Annotated in this window: 5 protein-coding genes and 1 pseudogene; 1 reads left to right on the top strand and 5 read right to left on the bottom strand. The window is 65.3% G+C overall.

Annotated elements, in window-relative coordinates:
- The 4 genes from Q0O95_RS13180 to Q0O95_RS13165 form a co-directional block, all read right to left on the bottom strand.
- Complete coding sequence (locus Q0O95_RS13180; RefSeq protein ID WP_293699542.1) at window positions 1-1113, bottom strand: YbdK family carboxylate-amine ligase; 1113 nt, start codon at window positions 1111-1113, stop codon at window positions 1-3.
- A gap of 2 nt (window positions 1114-1115) precedes the next feature.
- Window positions 1116-1340 carry a hypothetical protein gene (locus Q0O95_RS13175; RefSeq protein WP_293699540.1) on the bottom strand — a complete coding sequence of 75 codons (225 nt, stop codon included), beginning with the start codon at window positions 1338-1340 and terminating at the stop codon, window positions 1116-1118.
- Window positions 1341-1486: 146 nt separating this feature from the next.
- The gene (locus tag Q0O95_RS13170; protein WP_293699537.1) at window positions 1487-2488 is read right to left on the bottom strand and encodes a cation transporter; all 1002 of its coding nucleotides are present in this window, start codon (window positions 2486-2488) and stop codon (window positions 1487-1489) included.
- On the bottom strand, window positions 2485-2970 hold the full coding sequence (locus Q0O95_RS13165; protein ID WP_293699534.1) for a hypothetical protein: 486 nt from the start codon (window positions 2968-2970) through the stop codon (window positions 2485-2487). The genes Q0O95_RS13170 and Q0O95_RS13165 overlap by 4 nt, the downstream gene beginning before the upstream one ends.
- 592 nt (window positions 2971-3562) lie before the next feature.
- Here Q0O95_RS13165 and Q0O95_RS13160 point away from each other — a divergent pair.
- Window positions 3563-4444 carry a glycosyltransferase family A protein gene (locus tag Q0O95_RS13160; RefSeq protein WP_293699531.1) on the top strand — a complete coding sequence of 294 codons (882 nt, stop codon included), beginning with the start codon at window positions 3563-3565 and terminating at the stop codon, window positions 4442-4444.
- An 11-nt stretch (window positions 4445-4455) separates the two neighbouring features.
- Here the strand turns inward: Q0O95_RS13160 and Q0O95_RS13155 are convergent.
- Window positions 4456-4731: pseudogene (locus Q0O95_RS13155) on the bottom strand (MFS transporter); the annotation flags it as partial.

The raw sequence follows: 4731 nt of genomic DNA, 5'->3' as shown, positions 1-4731 counted from the left end.
CTAGATCATGCTTCGCGCCGGGCTCCAGGTCTCACGATAGAGCGCGAGAAGCCCCCGGATACCCTCGCGCTCGAACACTCCCGACTGCTGCGCCGCCGGACTGCCGTCCCGTCGCAAAGCCTCGACGCGCCGCTCCACGAGTGCCAAGTCGCCGAAACGCTCCAGCTCGTCCGCGGCCGTCTCAACCGCGCGCTCGAGGAGGTCTATGCCCGGCAGAAGATCACCCTCGGACGGATCCATGAGCTCTCCCTCGAGTCCGTCGCGAGCCGCCAGCCAGAGGCTGGCGTTGACGAGAGCGGGAGCCGCGCTCGGCGGCGGAGCCCCCCGCTCGTCATCGCGTATGCAGCGCTCCACGAGCGCACGCACAAGAGCTCCGAAGACGACCGCGTCACTGGCCCTCAGCTGTGCGTCCGCGATGCGCAATTCGAGCGTGGGATAGTCGTCGGAGAGCCTCGCAGCCCACGTCCCCACTCCTGAGTCGAGCAGTATCCCTGCGCGAACGAGCTGCGCGATGGTCCCGTCGTACTCGCTTCCGTCGGTGAAGTCGGGTGGCCAGCCCGAAATCGGCCACGTGAGGTACGAGACATAGCGCCAGGTCATGAAGCCTGACCGTTCCTCGCACCACACAGGGGAGTTCGCGGTCATCGCCAGCAGTGCGGGCGCCCAGCGGGCGAGTCGTCGCAGCACCCGTACTCCCGCATCCCGCGACGGGATCTCGACGTGCACGTGCGTCCCGGTCGCGAATTGGTGTTTCGCCGTGGCCCCGAGCGCGTCAGCGATGCGTCGATAGCGTCGTCCCGGGGTCCGGGTACCCTCCGTTTCTCCTCCGGCCGGAGGCATACCCGAACCCGCGAGGACGAGCCCGCGCTCGCGCGCAGCCGACGCCGCTTCGCCGCGGAACCGCTCGAGTGACTCCGCTGCTTCTCCTGCTGTCCGGCAGATAGGCGTGGCCGCTTCGAGCTGGCTCAGGAAATACTCCTGATCGGCCTGCTCCCGGCGTTCTCGCATACCATGGATGACATCCGCAGCACGGTCAGCGGGTCTGCCGTCAGCGTCTTTGAGAAGCAGGTACTCCTCTTCGACGCCGAATCGACGGTACCCTTCACGGCTCACTGCTATCGTTCCGTCTCCTCTCCCTCGCCGCGACGTTCCTCCGGGGAAGTCGTGGCGTTCTGCTGATCGGAGTCTTCGAGGGCCCTGGCCTCCTCGAGCGGGATCTCCTCTTCGGGAGCCACTTCATCGAGCGACTCGTCAGGAGGAACGGGCTCGTCTCGATGATCGGTCACCACCAGCTCATCGTCCTGCTCCAGCTCCTCGTTCTGGTTCCAGATGTCTGCCATCGGTCTCATCTCCTCTCGGTTCGTGTGCGTAGTCAAGGATCGTCACGGCAAAGTCCGTTTGTCAGGGGCCTTGACACGAATCCCCTGAACTGTTGCGGTCTCGGGACCGTCGAGGTCTCTGGGCTGACAGACTCTTCCGGCGCATTTCACGGACGACCTCTCGATACCTGCTTATCGGTGTCGGCGTACGGCGGCAACGGATCGGTTGGCACGATGACGACGTCGTGGATCTTCCAGTCGATATCGCGCACCGCGTCGATCAAGGGACCGAACCATTCGAGTTCCACGTGATTCAGAGCCGGAACCACGAAAAGCTCGATGTGCAGCACCTGCCCCTGATCTCTGACCCTGACTCCCGCCTCCTGGGCCCAGGTCGCATCGCGAGCGACCCGTAGCACGCTGCGCGTCACCGGATGCGGTTCCTCGCCATCGTACGTGCGTGCTCGACGGTCCATGAGATCGGCCAGGGCCGATTTCGTATTGCGCAGGCCGTCCGCGATGATGCCCACCGAAATGACGATAGCGGCCGTCGCATCGAGCCACCACAGCCCGATGCCGACGCCGAAAACACCGAGGATCGTGGCGATGTTCGTGTGCCAGTCGGCCTTCATCATGTCGGCGTCCGCGAACAGCACTTTGTTGTGCAGCTTCGCCGCCACCTTCGCCTTCATGCGTCCCAGAATCGGCGGGCCGACCGCGGTCACCGCCATGACGGCGATCATCAACCACCCCAGCCACACGGCCTCGCCGAACAGCGTGACGGTCCCGATCGTCGGGTGCTCTGCAGTGATCAGGCTGATCGAGGACTGCACCACGAGGCTCGCGCCCACGGTAAGCAGTGCGACGCCCGCTACGAGATGACCGATGCCCATCGCCCGGTGCTGACCGTATGGATGACGGACGCTCGACGGTTTGCGAATGAAGAACAGCGCGATGAAGAACGCCAGTTGCGGTAGAAGCGAGAGCATATCCTCGATCCAGGCCGTCTTCATCGCCTGAGAACTGCCCATCACGAGAACGACGAGCACGATCGTGACGACCGTATAGACGACGGTGACGATCTGCAAACGGATAGCGCTTCTCTGAGCCTTCCGCTGCTCCTCCGGGAGGTGCTCGTGCGTCCCCTGACAGTAGCCGGCGAGGTTCATGACGTCGTTTCAGCGTCGAGGTGGCGTTCGAGCGCGTCGAGGAACGCGTTTTCACCCATAGGCACGAGCATCACGATCGGATCATCGGTACCGGGAATGCCCGTGACCGGCCGCGTCATCCCGACCCGGTCGCTCCACGGACTGCTGTCGGTGAAGCCGCCCAGGGCGAGATCAAGATCATCACCCTCGAGCATTGCGACAAGGCGCTCTTCACTGTGCGATGACCATTCGATGTCAGCGTTCAATTCCTGAGCGAAACGGTGGGCGACGTCCACAAGCGTCCCGGCAGCCTCGCCGTCGTGATACTCCGCCAATCCCGGTTCGGCGGCGACGCCGACCCGCAGTGTTCCGTTTTCAACGCTGTCGAGCGTACCGTCGGGGTCTGCGGGAATCTGTATGCCGCACCCGGCGAGGGCGACAACGACCGCGGCGAGGGCGGCAACGCCCAGGCGTCCCCTTCCATACGGTTTCGAACGGGGCATCGAGCTTCCTTCCCGATAACCGCCCGGGCATCCGAGGCGTCCGGCGCGTTTCGCACGCGAAACCCGGCCGGAAATGTCGATTCAAGCTCTGTCGACGAGCTCGTGCTCGCCACGTGCGCGGGCGCAGTGAGCGCAGCAGAAGATGGACCCCTCGGCCTCCACACCGTGGCCCAGGATCCGGCAGCCGCAGCGTTCGCACACGGGTGCCATGAACTGCGCTGCGCACTCGAAACTGTCGAAAACGCCCGACTCGGAGTTTCGCGTCACCGTGAAAGTCTTGTCGTAGTCATTTCCGCAGGTATCGCAGATAGCCATATACACTCCCTCCTGGTTGTATCGGTCGACTGCAGCGGCAAAGTACGCGCCTCATCGACCGATATGTCTTTCAATCTCCCGGGAAGTAGGTGATTCGTCGAGGGGGTAGACGGAGCGGCTGCGAGGGCGTAGTCTGCTGAGCCCGGGTGTCGCCATATTGTCGACACCCGCCGGTACGGAGCGAGGAGCGCCTGCCGAGGGCGCGGCTTCGAAACAGCGCTGTGAGGAAGCAGATGAGGATCGCAGGTTCGCATGAGCGACTCCGGGAGCGGCGGCCATGAGCGCGAGCAGGCGAGGCAGCGCGCAGTGGGCGTCCAGCGCATCCGTGACCGAAGCGGACGTCGACGTTCTCATCCCGACCGCGAGGAACGGCGAAGAGCTCGCCGTCACGCTCGCGGGTCTCGCGGCGCAAGACGAACCGCGCTTTTCCGTCATCATCGGTGACCAGTCCGGCAGCGGCGTAACCCGGTCGCCGGCCGTGCGTGCGATGGTGCGCGTGCTGCGTGCGCAGGGGCGCCCGGTCGAACTGCACCGACACCTCCCACGGGCCGGCATGGCCGAACACCGGCAGTTCCTGCTCGATCTCGCGACCGCGCCTCGCGTGCTCTTCCTCGACGATGACGTGTGGCTCGAGCCCGGCGCCTTCGAACGCCTCACGGATGCTCTGACGCGACACGACTGCGGCTTCGTGGGGTACGCACCGCAGGGGCTGTCTCATTTGCCTCGCCCGTGCCCTCGCGATTTCGGCGTCTTCGAGCCGTGGCCGGACGCGACCGTGCTGTCGGAGCGCATCCGGCCCGGCGACGCTGCCGTCGGGCGCTGGATTCTGCACAACGCCGCCAACGTCGCGCACCTGGCGGAACGGCTCGAGTTGCTCGATGACAGTGCTTTCCCGTACCGCGTCGCCTGGGTCGGCGGTTGCGTGCTATTCGACAGGGCAGCCCTGCTCGACGCAGGGGGATTCACCTTCTGGCCGCTACTCGACCCCGATCACATCGGCGAAGATCGTGTCGCCCAGTGGCTCGTCATGGAGCGCTTCGGAGGAGCGGGGATTCTGCCGAGCGGAGCGGTGCACGTGGAAAGCCCGAGCGTGCTTCCCTCCGGCGCGCGCGAAGCGAGCGAAGTGGTCTTCGGATCATCCGCATCCGTGCTGCAGTGAAGCGCTACCCGCTACCGGGCGGCAGAAGCGCGTATCCGCTTCCTGCGAGTCTGCAGGAGATCGAAGACGGCGATGGCCGCCGCGACAAGACCGATGGCGCTGATGGCGATGAATCCGTAGATGAACGCTTCGTCCCAGCCCCGGCTGGCCACGACGCTGAACGCGAGCCCCGTTATCGCCACGATGCCGATGGATGTGCCGAGCCGCTGGCCCGTCTGCAGGATCCCGCCCGCCGCTCCCGCGTACTGCACGGGTACGTCCGCGAGCGTGAGGGTCTGGTTGGGCGA

Origin of the sequence: uncultured Agrococcus sp. (genome assembly GCF_945915485.1) — a bacterium.
Lineage (GTDB): Bacteria > Actinomycetota > Actinomycetes > Actinomycetales > Microbacteriaceae > Agrococcus.
Note: the sequence above shows the minus strand (reverse complement) of the source record. Positions and strands in the feature narration are given on the sequence as shown.